Below are 16951 nucleotides of genomic sequence, written 5' to 3' on the forward strand. Positions count from 1 at the left end.
CGTTAATCCATTGAGGATGCCATGAGAAGAGTACTGACTACGCTGATGATTTTGCTGGTGGTGCTGGTCGCTGGCCTTTCGGCGTTGGTTCTGCTGGTTAACCCGAACGATTTCCGTGCGTATATGGTGCGCCAGGTTGAAGTCCGCAGCGGTTATCAACTGCAACTCGACGGGCCGCTGCGCTGGCACGTCTGGCCGCAGCTTAGCATTCTTTCCGGACGCATGTCGTTGACCGCCCCGGGTGCCTCTCAGGCGCTGGTGTCGGCCGATAACATGCGTCTTGACGTGGCGCTGATCCCGCTCTTCTCGCACCAGCTGCAGGTCAATCAGGTGATGCTGAAGGGCGCGGTTATCCAGTTGACTCCGCAAACCGAAGCCGTGCGTAGTGTCGATGCGCCGGTTGCGCCGCGCGAGAACACCTTACCTGATGAACCCTCAGACACCGGCTGGTCGTTTGATATCGGCAAACTAAAAGTTGCCGACAGCGTGCTGGTGTTTCAGCATGAAGATGACGAGCAAATCACCGTGCGTAATATCAACCTGACGATGGCGCAGGATGCGAACCACCTCGCTACCGTGGCGTTCAGCGGGCAGGTTAACCGCGATCAGCGCGATTTGACCCTGTCGTTCAATGCCAACGTCAATGCATCTGAGTACCCTCACCAGCTCACGGCGGATATTCAGCAGCTACAGTGGCAACTGACGGGCGCGGATCTCCCCGCTCAGGGGATTGCCGGGCAGGGGACGTTGCAGGGCGTATGGCGTGAAGAGCAAAAACAGCTGGAGCTGGATAACCTCAACCTGCAGGCGAATGACAGTAGCATGAAAGGACAGGCAAGCGTCTCGCTTGAAGAGAAGCCAAAATGGGTACTGAACATGCAGTTTGACACCCTCAACCTGGAAAACCTGTTAGCTGCCCCGATAGCCGCAGCCTCAGATAACGGCGCCGTACAGTCGGGACAAAGCCAGGTGAAACAGGCCCGTCCGGTTATCTCCTCGAATGTAGATCTGCCCAACTATAACGGCCTGCGTGGCTTCACGGCGGACGTCCTGTTAAAGGCCAATAAGGTGCGCTGGCGCGGTATCGACTTTACTGACGTAAGCAGCAAGATGTTTAACCATAACGGTTTGCTGGTGATTTCCGAACTGAGCGGCAAAATGGGGGCTGGACATCTTTCCCTGCCGGGTACGCTGGACGGGCGTAACGAGAACGCTACCGTCGCGTTCCAGCCGCGTCTCGACAAGGTGGAGATCGGCACCATCCTCAAGGCTTTTAATTACCCTATCTCCCTGACAGGGCATATGTCGCTGGCGGGTGATTTCTCGGGAACCCGGATCGATGCCGACGCCTTTCGCCGCGACTGGAAAGGGCAAGCCCACGTGCGGCTGCAAGATACCCGTATGGAAGGGTTAAACTTTCAGCAACTGGTGCAACAGGCAGTGGTACGCAGCAGTAACGTCAAAGCGCAGGATAACTATGATAGCGCAACGCGCCTCGACAGCTTGACCACCGACCTGTCCCTGAGCAACGGCCAGCTATCTCTAAACAACATGCAGGGCTCCTCGTCGGTGCTGTCGCTGACGGGGGAAGGGGCGTTGGATCTGGTGAAAGAGACGGCTCAGACGCGCTTTAACGTTCGGGTGCTCTCCGGCTGGCAGGGCGAAAGTAAGCTGATTGATTTCCTGAAAGAGACCCCGGTGCCGCTTAGCGTCTACGGTAAATGGCAGGCGCTGAATTACAGCTTGCAGGTCGATCAGATCCTGCGTAAGCATCTGCAGGATGATGCTAAACGTCGGTTGAGCGACTGGGCGGAGCGCAATCAGGATTCGCAGTCAGGCAAGGATGTGAAGAAGCTGCTGGATGAGCTCTGATGCAGGCAATGGCGGGTGGCGATAACGCCACCCGCCATTGTCCCAGATAGCGGGTCGTGTCTACACCTCAAGACCCAGCGCGTGTTCATCCTGTAACGGTATGAGCTGAACTTTCTGTACGCGGTGGCTTTCAACCTGCAAGGTTTTCACCCGGTAATTTCCTACCTGAACTTCTTCTCCCGGCTGCGGAATTCGCTGCAATACTTCCATCAACAGGCCAGCAATAGTGTGGTACTCGCGTTTATCATCCAGCGGGAGAGGAACATACTGCACCAGATCTTCCAGTGGCATATGGCCGTTGGCGGTCCATGAGCCGTCCGCATTCTTCTGGATATCATGGCGTGCATCAATTTCGTCCACCTCATTAGGCAGATTACCGGCGATGGTTTCCATAACGTCGCTGAGCGTCACCAGCCCTTCGACAGAACCAAATTCATCCACCACAAAGGCAAAGTGGGTTCGCGCGTTGCGGAACTGCTCAAGGGCAGTGAGCAGCGGTAGGGTTTCCGGGAACACCAGCGGCTGGCGAACAAGCGCGCGCAGATTGAGCGCGTCACCGTGTAACTGCTGCTGCAGCAGGTCGATAACATGTACGACGCCCAGCAACTCCTCTTCCTCTTCTCCCCCCGTCACCACCACCCGGGTATGCTGATTTTTGTCGAGCAATGCGCGAATTTGCTCTTCCGGGGCCGTCAGGTCGATGTGTTCAATATCATGACGCGAGGTCATGATGCTGCTAACCGAGCGCTGGTTCAGATTAAGCACTCGCTCAATCATCCGCCGCTCCTGCGGGTTAAAAATTTGCCCCTCATGATGATCGGCCAGCAGCGCGGAGGATTGAGCATCCAGCTCGGCATCCTCTTTCTTGCCGCTGAGCAGGCGCATCACGGTATCGGCAGTGCGTTGACGCAGCGTCTGGTTAGCAGACAGAAAACGCCGACGGTTGAAGATGGCGAGCTGGTTCAGGCACTCAATGATTACCGAGAAGCCGATGGCGGCGTACAGGTAACCTTTAGGAATAGAGAATCCAAAACCGTCGGCTACCAGGCTAAAGCCAATCATCAGCAGGAAGCTCAGGCAGAGAATGACGATGGTCGGGTGGCTGTTTACGAAGCGCGTGAGCGCTTTACTGGCCATCACCATCAGTGTAATGGCAATGATCACCGCAGCCATCATCACGGCCAGGTGGTCAACCATTCCGACCGCGGTTATGACCGAGTCCAGCGAGAAGACGGCGTCCAGCACCACAATTTGCGCCACCACGGGCCAGAATTTTGCCCCCCGGCGTTGGGTGGGGCTGTCGCTGTCTTTTCCCTCCAGCCGTTCATTCAGCTCTACCGTCGCTTTGAACAACAGGAATAACCCGCCAAAAAGCATGATCAGGTCACGGGCGCTAAAGCTCAGGCCATAGAGGGTAAAAAGCGGTTTGGTAAGCGTGACCAGCCAGGAGATCGAAGCCAGCAGCAATAGCCGCATCACCATGGCCAGCAGCAGCCCCGTGACGCGAGCGTGGTCGCGCTGTGACGGGGGGAGCTTATCGGCGAGGATGGCGATAAAGACCAGATTATCAATCCCGAGCACGAGTTCGATGACGATAAGCGTTACCAGCCCGGCCCAGATTGAGGGATCGGCAATCCATTCCATAGTGATCACAATACCTTCTGTTATATGACTAATATCACAGTGCGATGATGGATAAAGCCCGAAGAAAATGCAATGCCATGCTGGGATTTCTCTTAATACGCCAGCGATAATGAATCGAGGTTGAAGTGGCTGTAAATAAGTTAAAGGACTGAGTTTAATTATCAGGGATGCTATTTAGGAGTTATCGCAACGAGTGGTTTTAATGGGTGAAATGTCAATATAAAGAAAATCCTAAAACATTAAAACTTTGCTCTTAATATTAATCTTAAAAACAGATATCCGGACGGTTGTCTTCTTGCCTGCTATTAGGTTAACTGCAACAATTCCCTCAGCATCAAATGTTAAATTTCCTTGTTGCTATTTTTGTTTCGGTCTTTAGTGATGGTTATCCATTATCCGCTGGCCCTTTCAGGCAGATGATATATTTTCAAAAAGGCCTTATCCAGGAGTGTCTATCTATAACACATTGTTTACTCAGTGGATTGGTAACTGAAAGCCAAGGGCGGTAGCGTGCCTGAAAGCGTGTAAATCAGCCTCGATTATTCTGTCAATAGCCAATCGATGAATAAGATTTTTTTAGGACTGATGCCAGTTATATTTCTATTTGATTAACTGCATGCTGAAGGCCAAATCGACACGGCTTATTTAATTTGTACAGGATAATTACTCTGCCAAAGTGATAAATAATCAATGATGAAATCCAAAATGAAATTGATGCCATTATTGGTGTCTGTGACCTTGATGAGTGGTTGTACGGTCTTTCCCGGCAGCAATATGTCAACAATGGGCAAGGATGTGATTAAACAACAGGATGCTGATTTTGATCTCGACAAAATGGTGAATGTTTATCCGCTCACCCCCCGTCTGGTCGAACAGTTACGTCCGCGTCCAAATGTTGCCCAGCCGAATATGTCGCTGGACCAGGAAATCGCCTCGTACCAGTATCGCGTAGGGCCGGGTGATGTTATCAACGTCACCGTCTGGGATCACCCGGAACTGACCACCCCTGCGGGCCAGTACCGTAGCTCCAGCGATACCGGCAACTGGGTGCAATCTGACGGCACCATGTTCTATCCCTATATCGGTAAAGTGCATGTGGTGGGCAAAACCCTTGCCGAAATTCGTAGTGATATTACCGGCCGCTTAGCGCAGTACATTGCTGACCCGCAGGTGGACGTTAATATCGCCGCATTCCGCTCGCAAAAGGCCTATATCTCCGGCCAGGTCAACAAATCTGGTCAGCAGGCCATTACCAACGTACCGCTGACTGTTCTGGATGCCATTAACGCCGCCGGTGGCTTAACCGACGGTGCCGACTGGCGCAACGTGGTGCTAACCCACGAAGGCAAGGAGCAGCGTATTTCCCTGCAGGCGTTGATGCAAAACGGCGACCTGACCCAAAACCGCCTGCTCTATCCGGGGGACATTCTCTACGTGCCGCGTAACGACGATCTGAAAGTCTTCGTGATGGGTGAAGTGAAAAAACAGAGCACCCTCAAAATGGACTTCAGCGGCATGACCCTGACCGAAGCGCTGGGCAATGCTGAAGGTATCGATCTGACCTCGTCCAACGCCAGCGGCATTTTCGTTATCCGTCCGCTGAAAGGCGAGGGTAGCGCGAAAGGCAAGATTGCCAACATCTATCAGCTGGATATGTCCGATGCGACCTCGCTGGTGATGGCAACGGAATTCCGCCTCCAGCCATACGATGTGGTGTATGTCACCACCGCGCCAGTTGCCCGCTGGAACCGCCTGATCAACCAGTTGCTGCCAACCATCAGTGGCGTTCGCTACATGACGGATACGGCGAGCGACATTCACAACTGGTAACCGCGATGTTTAACAAAATACTGGTGGTATGCGTGGGGAACATTTGCCGTTCCCCGACGGCGGAACGGCTGCTGAAACAGTATCAGCCCGACCTCACCGTTGATTCCGCGGGGCTGGGTGCGCTGGTCGGTAAAGGTGCCGATGAGCGCGCGAAGAGCGTTGCCAGCGATCATGCACTCTCCCTCGACGGGCATTGCGCCCGTCAGATTTCCGCCCGCATGTGCCGGGAATATGACCTGATCCTGACCATGGAAAAACGCCATATTCACGCGCTGTGCGAGATAGCGCCGGAAATGCGCGGCAAGGTGATGCTGTTTGGTCACTGGGATAATGAACGCGAAATTCCCGATCCGTATCGCAAAAGCCGTGAGGCTTTTGAAGCGGTATACACCTTACTTGACCAGTCTGCCCGTCAGTGGGCGCAGGCACTGAAAGCTCAGCAGGGATAACAATGACAGAAAAAACAAAACCTTCTGCCGCCCCGTCTTCGGGCAGTGATGAAATCGATATTGGTCGCCTGGTCGGCACCGTTGTCGAGGCGAAGTGGTGGGTTATAGGGATTACCGCCGTGTTCGCCGCTGCGGCGGTGGTCTATACGCTGTTCGCGACGCCTATCTACAGCGCCGATGCGCTGGTGCAAATCGAGCAGAATACCGGCAACTCTCTGGTTCAGGATATCGGCTCTGCGCTGGCGAACAAACCGCCCGCCTCCGATGCCGAAATTCAACTGATCCAGTCACGCCTGGTGCTGGGGAAGACGGTTCACGACCTGGGTCTTGATATTTCGGTGACCAAAAACACCTTCCCGCTGTTCGGTGCGGGCTGGGATCGCCTGATGGGCCGTAGCGATGATACGGTAAACGTGACGGATTTCGTGCTGCCTAAAGGCGGCACTGAGCAGACCTTCACCCTCACGGTGCTCGGGCCGAAACAGTATCAACTGACCAGCGATGCCGGCTTTAGCGCCCGCGCAGAAGTGGGGCAGATGCTGACGAAAGACGGCGTCAGCATGCGGGTAAGCGGCATTCATGCTCAGGAAGGCGGTGAATTTACGGTCACCAAATTCTCCACCCTTGGGATGATCAACACTCTGCAAAACAACCTGACCGTAACGGAAAATGGCAAGGATACTGGCGTCCTGAGCATGACCTTCACCGGTGAAGATAAAGAGATGATCCGCGACATTCTCAACAGCATCACCCGCAACTATCTTGAGCAAAACGTTGAGCGTAAGTCGGCGGAAGCGGCCAAAAGTCTGGCCTTCCTGGCCAAACAGCTGCCGGAGGTGCGTGCCCGTCTGGATGGCGCCGAGAACAAACTCAACGCGTACCGTCAGGATAAAGACTCTGTCGACCTTCCGCTGGAAGCGAAATCGGTGCTGGATTCGATGGTTAATATTGATGCCCAGCTCAACGAGTTGACCTTTAAAGAGGCGGAGATTTCTAAGCTTTATACCAAACGCCATCCGGCTTACCGCACGCTGCTGGAAAAACGTCAAACCCTCGAAGACGAGAAAGCGAAGCTGAACAACCGCGTCACCGCGATGCCGAAGACGCAGCAGGAGATTGTGCGTCTGACCCGCGACGTGGAGTCCGGCCAGCAGGTATATATGCAACTGCTCAACAAACAGCAGGAGCTGAAAATCACCGAAGCCAGTACCGTCGGCGATGTGCGTATCGTTGATCCGGCCATTACGCAGCCTGGCGTACTGAAGCCGAAGAAGGCGCTGATCATCCTCGGCAGCATTATTCTTGGCCTGATGCTCTCCATCGTCGGCGTGCTGTTGCGATCTCTGTTCAACCGGGGTATCGAAAGCGCGCAGGTGCTGGAAGAGAACGGTATCAGCGTCTATGCGAGTATCCCACTCTCCGAATGGCAAAAGTCGCGTGACAGCGTTAAAACCGTTAACGGCGTGAAGCGTTACAAACAGAGCCAACTGCTGGCGGTGGGTAACCCTACCGATCTGGCGATTGAAGCGGTGCGCAGCCTGCGAACCAGCCTCCACTTCGCCATGATGCAGGCCAAAAACAACGTCCTGATGATGACCGGCGTAAGCCCGTCGATTGGCAAAACCTTTGTCTGCGCCAACCTGGCGGCAGTGGTGAGCCAGACCAACAAGCGCGTGCTGTTGATCGACTGCGATATGCGTAAGGGCTACACCCACGAACTGTTAGGTACCAACAACGTTAACGGCCTGTCGGAAATTCTGCTCGGCCAGGGCGACATTAGCCAGAGTGCGAAGCCGACCACCATCCCGAAATTTGATCTTATCCCGCGTGGGCAGGTGCCGCCGAACCCTTCCGAACTGTTAATGAGCGAACGTTTCACGCAACTGGTGGAGTGGGCGAGCAAAAACTACGACCTGGTGCTGATCGATACACCGCCAATTCTGGCCGTGACCGATGCTGCCGTGGTTGGCCGCCTTGCGGGAACCAAGCTGATGGTGGCCCGCTATGCGGTGAATACCCTTAAGGAAGTGCAAACCAGCCTGAGCCGCTTCGAGCAAAACGGGATTGAGGTGAAAGGGGTGATCCTGAACTCCATCTTCCGTCGCGCGACCGGGTATCAGGATTACGGTTATTACGAGTACGAATATAAGTCTGACAGTAAATAACAACACACTCCCCCCTCACCCCTGAAGGGAGAGGGAACTGTTTGGTGCCGCCTTTCTCCCTCTTCCCTTTGGGGAGTGGGCCGGGGGGAGTAGGGGATTACTATGACCACACAACGCCCTTTGATATCTATCTATATGCCGACATGGAATCGTCAGCAACTGGCGATCCGCGCCATTAAATCGGTGCTGCGACAGGATTACGACAACTGGGAGCTGATCATTGTGGATGACTGCTCATCTTCGTATGAACAACTGCAAAAATTTGTCGCTGACCTCCATGACTCGCGCGTGGTCTATACCCATAACCCGATCAATTCCGGGGCATGTGCAGTGCGTAATCAGGCGATCAGGCAGGCGAAAGGGCAGTATTTGACCGGCATTGACGATGATGACGAATGGACGCCAAACCGACTGTCTGTCTTTTTGTCGCATAAGCACCAACTGGTTACGCACGCGTTCCTGTATGCCAATGACTACGTTTGCCAGGGAGAGGTTTACTCTCAGCCCGCCAGCCTGCCGTTGTACCCGAAATCACCCTATTCCCGTCGCCTGTTTTACAAGCGCAATATAATTGGTAATCAGGTCTTTACCTGGGCGTGGCGCTTTAAAGCGTGTCTGTTCGATACCGATCTCAAAGCCGCACAGGATTACGACATTTTCCTGCGCATGGTCGTGGAATATGGCGAGCCGTGGAAAGTGGAAGAGGCCACGCAAATCCTGCACATCAACCATGGTGAGATGCAAATTACCTCTTCGCCGAAGAAATTTTCGGGCTATTTCCACTTTTACCGTAAGCACAAGGACAAGTTTGACCGTGCCAGCCGTAAATATCAGCTCTTTACCCTCTATCAGATCCGCAACAAGCGGATGAACTGGCGCACCCTGCTAACGCTGCTTTCCGTGCGTAACGGCAAGCGTCTGGCTGATGGACTTCGGGGGAAATAATGTTTCTGGAAGATTGTCGCGCAAACAGCTGGAGCCTGCGTCCGTGCTGCATGGTTCTGGCGTATCGCATTGCACATTTTTGCTCGGTGTGGCGCAAGAAGAACGTGCTGAACAATATTTGGGCCGCGCCGGTTCTGGTGCTATACCGCATCATCACCGAGTGTCTCTTCGGCTATGAAATACAGGCCGCCGCGACCATCGGCCGCCGCTTTACCATTCACCACGGCTACGCGGTGGTGATCAATAAGTTTGTGGTTGCGGGGGATGATTTCACTATTCGTCACGCGGTCACCCTCGGTAACCGTGGGCCAGCCAGCCTGGCCTGCCCGGTGATTGGTAATAACGTCGAGCTGGGCGCCAACGTAGTGGTGATTGGCGATATCACTGTCGGTAACAACGTGACGATTGGCGCAGGCAGCGTGGTGCTGGACAGCATTCCTGATAATGCGCTGGTGACAGGGGAAAAAGCCCGCGTGAAGGTAATCAAATGAACATTCTGCAATTCAACGTCCGCCTCGCAGAGGGCGGGGCGGCGGGCGTAGCGCTGGATCTGCACCAGCGCGCGTTGCAAAAGGGGCTTCAGTCTCGTTTTGTCTACGGCTATGGCAAAGGCGGCAAGAAAAGCGTCAGCCACGATAACTATCCGCAGGTGATAAAGCAGACGCCGCGTCTGACCTCTATCGCCAATATTGCCCTGTTTCGACTGTTCAACCGCGATCTGTTTGGCAATCTTAATAGCCTTTCTCGCACGGTGACGCGCACCCCCGGGCCTGTGGTGCTGCATTTTCACGTTCTGCACAGCTACTGGCTGAACCTGGCCGGGGTGGTGGCATTTTGTGAAAACGTTCAGGCGCACAAACCAGATACCCGCTTCGTCTGGACGTTGCATGACCACTGGAGCGTAACCGGACGCTGCGCCTTCACCGATGGCTGCGAAGGCTGGAAGAGCCAGTGCCAGAAATGTCCAACGCTCAGCAACTATCCGCCGGTTAAAGTCGATCGCGCGCATCAGCTGGTGTCAGGCAAACGTCAGCTGTTCCGCGACATGCTTTCGCTGGGATGTACTTTTATCTCCCCCAGCCAGCACGTGGCGGATGCATTCAATAGCCTGTATGGGGCAGGGCGCTGCAAGATAATCAACAACGGGATTGACGTGGCGACGGAAGCGATCCTCGCCGAGCTGACACCCGTTGCCCCAACATCCGGCAAACCGAAAATCGCTATCGTTGCCCATGACCTGCGTTATGACGGCAAAACCAATCAGCAACTGGTACGCGAGATGATGGCGCTGAGTGACAACATCGAACTGCACACCTTCGGCAAGTTTTCGCCGTTTGAAGGGCCGAACGTGGTCAATCACGGCTTTGAAACCGATAAACGTAGGCTGATGAGTGCCCTGAACGCCATGGACGCGCTGGTGTTTAGCTCCCGCGTGGATAACTATCCACTGATCCTCTGCGAGGCCCTCTCCATCGGGGTGCCGGTGATTGCCACCCACAGCGACGCCGCGCGCGAAGTGCTGGAAAAATCGGGCGGCAGAACGTTTGCTGAACATGAGGTGCTGCCGCTGGTGCAGTTGCCAAAGGCCGATATTGCGCAGGCTGTTTTTGGCACTGACCTGGAATCATTCCGCAACCGCAGCCGTAAGGCTTACAGTGGTCAACAGATGCTGGAGGAGTATGTCTCGTTCTATCAGGATCTGTAGTTATCTGCTGCTGCCGCTGATCTATTTGCTGGTCAACGTTAAAATCGCCCAGCTCGGCGAAAGCTTCCCGATCACTATCGTTACCTTCCTGCCGGTTCTGCTTCTGTTGTATGTCGATAAAATCAACCTCAGGAAGCTGATGATTGCCTTAGGGCTGGGCGTCGGGCTAACGGCATTTAACTACATTTTTGGTCAGTCGCTGGATGCCAGCAAATATGTCACGTCGACGATGCTGTTTGTGTATATCGTTATTATTATCGGCATGGTCTGGAGTATCCGCTTTAAAACAATTTCACCGCACAATTATCGGAAAATCCTTAGGTTCTTTTATATTGCCGTTGCGCTAATTGTTATGCTTGCTGCACTGGAGATGGCGCAAATTATTTTGACCGGCGGTAGTAGCCTGATGGAGATGATTTCGAAATATCTTATTTACAGTAACAGCTATGTGCTGAACTTCATTAAGTTTGGTGGTAAGCGTACTACGGCGCTCTATTTTGAACCGGCGTTTTTTGCTCTGGCATTAATCTCAATTTGGCTCAGCATCAAACAGTTTGGTATCAAAACCCCCAAAACCGATGCTATGATTCTTGCAGGAATCGTTCTGTCTGGGTCGTTTTCCGGGGTAATGACGTTTATTCTGTTTTACCTGTTGGAGTGGGCGTTCCAGTATCTGAACAAAGATGCGGTAAAGAAAAAATTGCCGCTGGCGATTATCTCTCTGACGGTATTCTTAGTCGGTATAATATTTGCTTTTCCGTACATTTCTACCCGACTGGGAGATTTGGGAACGGAAGGTTCGTCGTCCTATTATCGCATTATCGGACCACTGGTTATGGTGGGTTATTCCTTAACCCATATTGATGGTGTAGTAAGATTTGGCTCACTTTACGAATATGTCGCATCATTCGGAATCTTTAACGGTGCGGATGTCGGTAAAACCATAGACAATGGCCTGTATCTGTTGATTATTTATTTTTCGTGGTTTGCCGTGCTGTTGACGCTCTGGTATCTGTTTAAAGTATTCAAAATGATGATCAACGCGTTTGGCGATAACCAAAACTTTCGTGTGCAGTTGTATCTTTTTACGCCAGTATCGCTGTTTTTTACCGGGTCAATATTTAGCCCGGAATATGCTTTCTTGATTGTCTGTCCGTTTATTTTGCGTAAAGCGCTCAATATTACGAACGTATGACGAAATGAGGTGATTTATGTTTCTTAGCGTGGTGACCGTCGCCTTTCGTAACTACGAAGGGGTGGCAAAAACCTGGCGCTCGCTGCGCAATCTGGCACGCGATCCGAGCCTGACCTTTGAGTGGATTGTCGTGGATGGCGGCTCCAATGACGGTACGGCGGAGTTTCTGGAAAAACTCAACGGAGAGTTCAACTTACGCTACATCAGCGAGAAAGATAAAGGCATCTATGATGCCATGAATAAGGGCATTGAGATGGCGCAGGGTCGCTATGCCATCTTCCTGAATTCCGGCGATGTGTTCCATGAAGATGTCGCACGCTTTGCCCGCCAGCTGGCGCGCCAGAAAGAAGACGCGATGTATATTGGCGATGCGCTGCTCGATTTTGGCGACGGTAATAAAATGTGCCGCAACGCGAAACCAGGCTGGTATATCTATCACAGCTTACCGGCCAGCCATCAGGCTATTTTCTTCCCGGTAAAAGGCCTTAAAAAACAGCCCTACGATTTACAGTATAAAGTGTCATCTGATTATGCCCTGGCGGCCAGCCTGTACAAATCGGGTTATCCGTTCCGTCGTATAAAAGGCCTGGTATCTGAATTTTCAATGGGTGGCGTGTCAACGTCTAATAATCTTGAACTGTGCCAGGATGCAAAAAACGTCCAGCGTAAAATATTACGCGTGCCGGGGCTGTGGGCAGAATTGTCTTATTTTATGCGCCTAAAAACCACGGGTAAAACAAAAGCCTTATATAACAAAGTCTGAAATATAAGGAAACCTAATGCAGGATCTGAAAGGATTTACGGTGCCGAAAGGCTTTCGCGGTGCTGGGGGTATTAAGGTGCAATTATGGTGGGCCGTTCAGGCAACCTTATTTGCCTGGTCACCGCAAATACTCTACCGCTGGCGCGTATTTTTATTACGTCTGTTTGGTGCGAAAATCGGAAAAAACGTAGTGATTAGACCGTCTGTCAAAATTACCTATCCCTGGAAATTAACGTTAGGGGATTACGCCTGGGTAGGCGATGACGCGGTGCTCTATACCCTGGGTGATATCACTATTGGCGCCAATTCAGTAGTTTCACAGAAATGTTATTTGTGTACCGGCAGCCACGATTTTATGCGCCAGCATTTTGATATTACCGCCAGCCCCGTTGTGATTGGCGAGAAATGCTGGCTGGCAACCGATGTATTTGTGGCACCGGGCGTCTCTATTGGCGATGGCACGGTGGTTGGCGCCCGTAGCAGCGTTTTTAAATCGCTTGCGGCAAATAAAATTTGCCGTGGCAACCCCGCAGTGGTGATACGCGAACGCGTTGAAACTGATTAAATTCATAAGTAGAGGAATATAAACATGTCTAAAGTCGCTCTCATCACCGGCGTTACCGGGCAGGATGGTTCTTACCTGGCAGAATTGCTGCTGGAAAAAGGGTATGAAGTTCATGGAATTAAGCGTCGTGCTTCTTCGTTCAACACCGAGCGCGTGGATCATATTTACCAGGATCCGCACTCGGCGAACCCGAAATTCCATCTGCACTATGGCGATCTGACCGATTCCTCCAACCTGACCCGCATCCTGCAGGAAGTGCAGCCGGATGAAGTCTACAACCTGGGGGCGATGAGCCACGTTGCGGTTTCTTTCGAATCGCCGGAATACACCGCCGACGTTGATGCCATGGGTACGCTGCGTCTGCTGGAAGCTATTCGCTTCCTCGGCCTTGAAAAGAAAACCCGTTTCTATCAGGCATCCACCTCTGAGCTGTACGGCCTGGTACAGGAAATTCCCCAGAAAGAGACCACGCCGTTCTACCCGCGTTCGCCGTATGCGGTAGCAAAACTGTATGCCTACTGGATCACCGTGAACTACCGTGAATCCTACGGTATGTACGCCTGTAACGGCATTCTGTTCAACCATGAATCCCCCCGTCGCGGTGAAACGTTCGTCACCCGCAAAATCACCCGTGCGATCGCCAACATCGCTCAGGGACTGGAGTCCTGCCTGCACCTCGGCAACATGGATTCCCTGCGTGACTGGGGTCATGCCAAAGACTACGTGAAAATGCAGTGGATGATGCTGCAGCAGGACAAACCGGAAGACTTCGTGATTGCGACCGGTGTGCAGTACTCCGTGCGCCAGTTCGTGGAAATGGCGGCGGCACAGTTGGGCATCAAACTGCGCTTTGAAGGTACCGGCGTTGAAGAGAAAGGTATCGTCGTTTCGGTGACTGGTCACGACTCACCGGGCGTGAAACCAGGCGACGTAATTGTGCAGGTTGACCCGCGTTACTTCCGTCCTGCTGAAGTTGAAACCCTGCTGGGCGACCCAACCAAAGCGCACGAAACCCTGGGCTGGAAACCAGAAACCACGCTGCAGGAGATGGTCTCTGAGATGGTAGCCAACGATCTTGAAGCAGCGAAAAAAACACTCTCTGCTTAAGTCGCATGGCTACGAGGTTGCGATCGCGCTGGAGTCCTGATGATGACAAAACAACGTATTTTTGTCGCCGGTCATCGCGGAATGGTCGGTTCCGCGATTAAACGCCAGCTGGAGCAGCGCGGCGACGTGGATGTCATCGTACGCACCCGTGATGAGCTTAACCTGCTCGACGGCGCGGCGGTACAGGACTTCTTTGCCAGTCAACGTATTGACCAGGTGTATCTGGCGGCGGCAAAAGTGGGCGGTATTGTCGCCAACAACACCTATCCGGCGGATTTCATCTACGAAAACATGATGATTGAGAGCAACATCATTCACGCGGCGCACCTGCACAACGTGAACAAGCTGTTGTTCCTCGGCTCATCCTGTATTTACCCGAAAATGGCCAGCCAGCCGATCGCCGAAAGCGAACTGCTGCAGGGCACGCTTGAAGCGACCAACGAGCCCTACGCCATTGCCAAGATTGCCGGGATTAAGCTGTGTGAATCTTACAACCGTCAGTATGACCGCGATTATCGTTCGGTGATGCCGACCAACCTGTACGGCCCGCACGACAACTTCCACCCGAGCAACTCGCACGTGATCCCGGCGCTGCTGCGTCGCTTCCACGAGGCCACGGCAGAGAACGCCCCGGACGTGGTGGTGTGGGGCAGCGGGACGCCGATGCGTGAGTTTTTGCACGTGGGTGATATGGCGGCTGCCAGCATTCACGTGATGGAGCTGGATCGCGAAGTGTGGCAGGAGAATACCGAGCCGATGCTGTCGCACATCAACGTCGGTACCGGAGTGGACTGCACCATTCGCGAGCTGGCGCAGACCATCGCCCAGGTGGTGGGCTACAAAGGCCGCGTGGTATTTGACGCCACAAAACCGGACGGCACGCCACGCAAACTGCTGGACGTGACCCGTCTGCATCAACTGGGCTGGTATCACGAGGTGTCACTGGAGCAGGGGCTGGCAAGCACCTACCAGTGGTTCCTGGAAAACCAGCACCGCTTCCGGGGGTAATGATGTTTTTAAGTCAGGAAGATTTTGCCACGATCGTTCGTTCCACTCCGCTCATCTCAATTGATTTGATTGTGGAGAACGAACGCGGCGAGTTCTTGCTGGGGAAACGAACCAACCGTCCTGCACAGGGCTTCTGGTTCGTGCCCGGCGGGCGCGTGCAGAAGGATGAAACGCTGGCTAATGCCTTTGCGCGCCTCACTCTGGCGGAACTGGGCCTGCGGTTGCCGATGGCAGCGGGCCAGTTTTACGGGGTCTGGCAGCACTTCTATGACGATAATTTTTCAGGCACCGGGTTCACCACCCACTACGTGGTGCTCGGTTTTCGCCTGAAGGTGAGTGAGGCAGACCTGCATCTGCCTGATTCTCAGCATGACGACTACCGGTGGCAAGCGCCAGAGGCGTTGCTTGCCAGCGAAAACGTGCATGACAACAGCCGTGCCTATTTCCTGACCGCTCGTCAGGCCCGGGTGCCAGGACTATGAAGATCCTTGTCTATGGAATTAACTACTCGCCGGAGCTGACCGGTATCGGGAAGTACACCGGCGAGATGGTCGAGTGGATGGCGAGCCAGGGCCATGACGTGCGGGTCATCACCGCGCCGCCGTACTACCCGGAGTGGAAGGTGGGCGAACGGTATTCCAGCTGGCGCTACCGCCGCGAGGAGGGGGCCGCGACCGTCTGGCGTTGCCCGCTGTATGTACCGAAGCAGCCGTCCACGCTGAAACGTTTATTGCATCTCGGCAGCTTTGCCCTGAGCAGTTTCTTCCCGCTGATGGCGCAGCGCCGCTGGAAGCCGGATCGCATCATCGGCGTAGTGCCGACGCTGTTTTGCACGCCGGGTATGCGTCTGCTGGGAAAACTCTCCGGCGCGCGCACGCTGCTGCACATCCAGGATTACGAGGTGGACGCGATGCTCGGCCTGGGAATGGCAGGCAAGGGTAGGGGCGGCAAAGTGGCGAAACTGGCCAGCGCCTTTGAGCGAAGCGGGCTGCATAACGTTGATTATGTCTCCACTATTTCGCGCTCGATGATGAATAAAGCCCGTGAGAAGGGCGTGGCGGCTAAAAAAGTGATCTTCTTCCCGAACTGGTCCGAAGTGGCGCGTTTTCGCGACGTAACCGACGGTGATGCTCAGGCGTTACGCAGTCAGCTCGGTTTGCCTGATGACCAAAAAATCATTCTTTACTCGGGCAATATCGGTGAAAAGCAGGGGCTGGAGAGCGTAATTGAAGCCGCAGCCCAGCTTAGCAAACATTCATGGATGTTTGTGATTGTCGGGCAGGGCGGTGGGAAAGGGCGGCTGGAGAAAATGGCCGGCGAGCGCGGCCTGACAAACGTGAAATTTTTCCCGCTTCAGTCTTACGAGGCGCTGCCTGCGTTGCTGAAGATGGGGGACTGCCATCTGGTGGTGCAAAAACGCGGCGCGGCGGATGCGGTGCTGCCGTCCAAGCTGACCAATATTCTGGCGGTCGGCGGCAACGCGGTGATCACAGCAGAAGCTGAAACCGAATTAGGCCAGCTCTGCGAAAGCCATCCGGGAATTGCCGTTTGCGTGGCGCCGGAATCGGTCGCTGCGCTGGTATCCGGCATTGAACAGGCGCTTGCCATGCCAAAAGAGAACACGGTGGCACGTGAATATGCCGAACGCACCCTCGAGAAAGAGAACGTGCTGAGCCAATTTATTGCAGATATACGGGGATAAA

Annotated in this window: 14 protein-coding genes and 1 pseudogene; 14 read left to right on the forward strand and 1 reads right to left on the reverse strand. The window is 53.8% G+C overall.

Annotated features, from left to right (window positions below):
- Positions 1 to 21 precede the first annotated feature (21 nt).
- The gene (gene asmA, locus NL510_RS08830; RefSeq protein WP_253383799.1) at positions 22 to 1872 is read left to right on the forward strand and encodes an outer membrane assembly protein AsmA; all 1851 of its coding nucleotides are present in this window, start codon (positions 22 to 24) and stop codon (positions 1870 to 1872) included.
- A 60-nt stretch (positions 1873 to 1932) separates the two neighbouring features.
- On the opposite strand, the gene NL510_RS08835 is transcribed toward asmA, so the two are convergent.
- Positions 1933 to 3516: a TerC family protein gene (locus NL510_RS08835; RefSeq protein ID WP_253384818.1), complete on the reverse strand. Its 1584-nt coding sequence runs from the start codon at positions 3514 to 3516 to the stop codon at positions 1933 to 1935.
- Between the two features lie 690 nt (positions 3517 to 4206).
- On the opposite strand from NL510_RS08835, the gene NL510_RS08840 reads away from it, so the two are divergent.
- The 13 genes and pseudogenes from NL510_RS08840 to wcaI all read left to right on the forward strand — a co-directional run bounded on the left by NL510_RS08840 (position 4207) and on the right by wcaI (position 16950).
- The gene (locus tag NL510_RS08840; protein WP_253383801.1) at positions 4207 to 5346 is read left to right on the forward strand and encodes a polysaccharide export protein; all 1140 of its coding nucleotides are present in this window, start codon (positions 4207 to 4209) and stop codon (positions 5344 to 5346) included.
- A 5-nt stretch (positions 5347 to 5351) separates the two neighbouring features.
- Positions 5352 to 5795 (forward strand): low molecular weight protein-tyrosine-phosphatase Wzb, encoded by a 444-nt coding sequence (gene wzb, locus NL510_RS08845; protein ID WP_253383803.1) that lies wholly within the window; start codon positions 5352 to 5354, stop codon positions 5793 to 5795.
- Between the two features lie 2 nt (positions 5796 to 5797).
- A complete protein-coding gene (wzc, locus tag NL510_RS08850; protein ID WP_253383805.1) occupies positions 5798 to 7960 on the forward strand; it encodes a tyrosine-protein kinase Wzc in 2163 nt (720 codons plus the stop codon).
- Between the two features lie 102 nt (positions 7961 to 8062).
- The gene (gene wcaA / locus NL510_RS08855; protein WP_253383808.1) at positions 8063 to 8905 is read left to right on the forward strand and encodes a colanic acid biosynthesis glycosyltransferase WcaA; all 843 of its coding nucleotides are present in this window, start codon (positions 8063 to 8065) and stop codon (positions 8903 to 8905) included.
- A complete protein-coding gene (gene wcaB, locus NL510_RS08860; protein ID WP_253383810.1) occupies positions 8905 to 9396 on the forward strand; it encodes a colanic acid biosynthesis acetyltransferase WcaB in 492 nt (163 codons plus the stop codon). Before wcaA ends, wcaB begins: the two co-directional genes overlap by 1 nt.
- On the forward strand, positions 9393 to 10610 hold the full coding sequence (gene wcaC / locus NL510_RS08865; protein ID WP_253383812.1) for a colanic acid biosynthesis glycosyltransferase WcaC: 1218 nt from the start codon (positions 9393 to 9395) through the stop codon (positions 10608 to 10610). Before wcaB ends, wcaC begins: the two co-directional genes overlap by 4 nt.
- A complete protein-coding gene (wcaD, locus tag NL510_RS08870; protein ID WP_253383814.1) occupies positions 10585 to 11805 on the forward strand; it encodes a colanic acid polymerase WcaD in 1221 nt (406 codons plus the stop codon). Before wcaC ends, wcaD begins: the two co-directional genes overlap by 26 nt.
- Before the next feature lie 16 nt (positions 11806 to 11821).
- Positions 11822 to 12568, forward strand: coding sequence for a colanic acid biosynthesis glycosyltransferase WcaE (gene wcaE / locus NL510_RS08875; RefSeq protein ID WP_253383816.1), 747 nt, complete (start codon positions 11822 to 11824; stop codon positions 12566 to 12568).
- A 16-nt stretch (positions 12569 to 12584) separates the two neighbouring features.
- The gene (gene wcaF, locus NL510_RS08880) at positions 12585 to 13133 is read left to right on the forward strand and encodes a colanic acid biosynthesis acetyltransferase WcaF (RefSeq protein WP_253383818.1); all 549 of its coding nucleotides are present in this window, start codon (positions 12585 to 12587) and stop codon (positions 13131 to 13133) included.
- Positions 13134 to 13157: 24 nt separating this feature from the next.
- Positions 13158 to 14280, forward strand: a pseudogene (gene gmd / locus NL510_RS08885) (GDP-mannose 4,6-dehydratase).
- A 2-nt stretch (positions 14281 to 14282) separates the two neighbouring features.
- Positions 14283 to 15248 (forward strand): GDP-L-fucose synthase, encoded by a 966-nt coding sequence (gene fcl / locus NL510_RS08890; RefSeq protein ID WP_253384820.1) that lies wholly within the window; start codon positions 14283 to 14285, stop codon positions 15246 to 15248.
- 2 nt (positions 15249 to 15250) lie between these two features.
- Entirely contained in the window at positions 15251 to 15730 is a 480-nt protein-coding gene (locus NL510_RS08895; RefSeq protein WP_253384822.1) for a GDP-mannose mannosyl hydrolase, read from the forward strand.
- The gene (wcaI, locus tag NL510_RS08900) at positions 15727 to 16950 is read left to right on the forward strand and encodes a colanic acid biosynthesis fucosyltransferase WcaI (RefSeq protein ID WP_253383829.1); all 1224 of its coding nucleotides are present in this window, start codon (positions 15727 to 15729) and stop codon (positions 16948 to 16950) included. Before NL510_RS08895 ends, wcaI begins: the two co-directional genes overlap by 4 nt.
- The last annotated feature ends 1 nt before the right edge of the window (position 16951 follow it).

This window comes from unidentified bacterial endosymbiont, assembly GCF_918797525.1.
Classification (GTDB): domain Bacteria; phylum Pseudomonadota; class Gammaproteobacteria; order Enterobacterales; family Enterobacteriaceae; genus Enterobacter.